The following is a 559-nucleotide window of genomic DNA, read 5'->3' as shown; positions in this document are numbered from 1 at the left end:
TTCTGTTAATCGTTCTGGGGAGAACTGCATCAACAGATTACACCGCAACTTCCTTTCTCTTCCATACACCAGAAATCAGCATAGCTCAGGGTGGATAGACTAGGGGCATATATCTGAATAAATAGTTGGGCTTGTAGGCTACAGACAAAACCTTGCGAGCCTTACTTTCCCATAAACGAAAATCATATTCCCTAAAACGCAAAAACCAGTCCGAAGACTGGGTTTCTAAATAAGTGGTGGAATGGCTGGGCTTGCTCGTAATTGGACTCACACACGAGCAGGACTCATTGGTCGTAGACCAAAATAACATCGCAAATACAAAAAGACCTCAGCATTTCTGCTGAGGTCTGGAATAAGTGGCGAGTCGGCGGGGACGCCTAGTTCGGGGTTGCGGGCAACCGGGACTCATTCCCTGAAAGGGAACATTTTTGAGCTTTAAAACGACAAAACCCAGTCCGAAGACTGGGTTTTTAAATAAGTGGCGGAGCGGACGGGACTCGAACCCGCGACCCCCGGCGTGACAGGCCGGTATTCTAACCAACTGAACTACCGCTCCGCA

General features: G+C 48.5%; 1 tRNA gene. It reads right to left on the bottom strand.

Annotated features, from left to right (window positions below):
* Window positions 1–479 precede the first annotated feature (479 nt).
* Window positions 480–556, bottom strand: a tRNA-Asp gene (locus VJL_RS27260).
* Window positions 557–559: the final 3 nt, after the last annotated feature.

It is taken from the genome of Vibrio jasicida CAIM 1864 = LMG 25398, assembly GCF_000400365.1.
Lineage (GTDB): Bacteria > Pseudomonadota > Gammaproteobacteria > Enterobacterales > Vibrionaceae > Vibrio > Vibrio jasicida.
The sequence above is the reverse complement of the archived record's forward strand: the minus strand, read 5'-3'. Positions and strand labels throughout refer to the sequence as shown.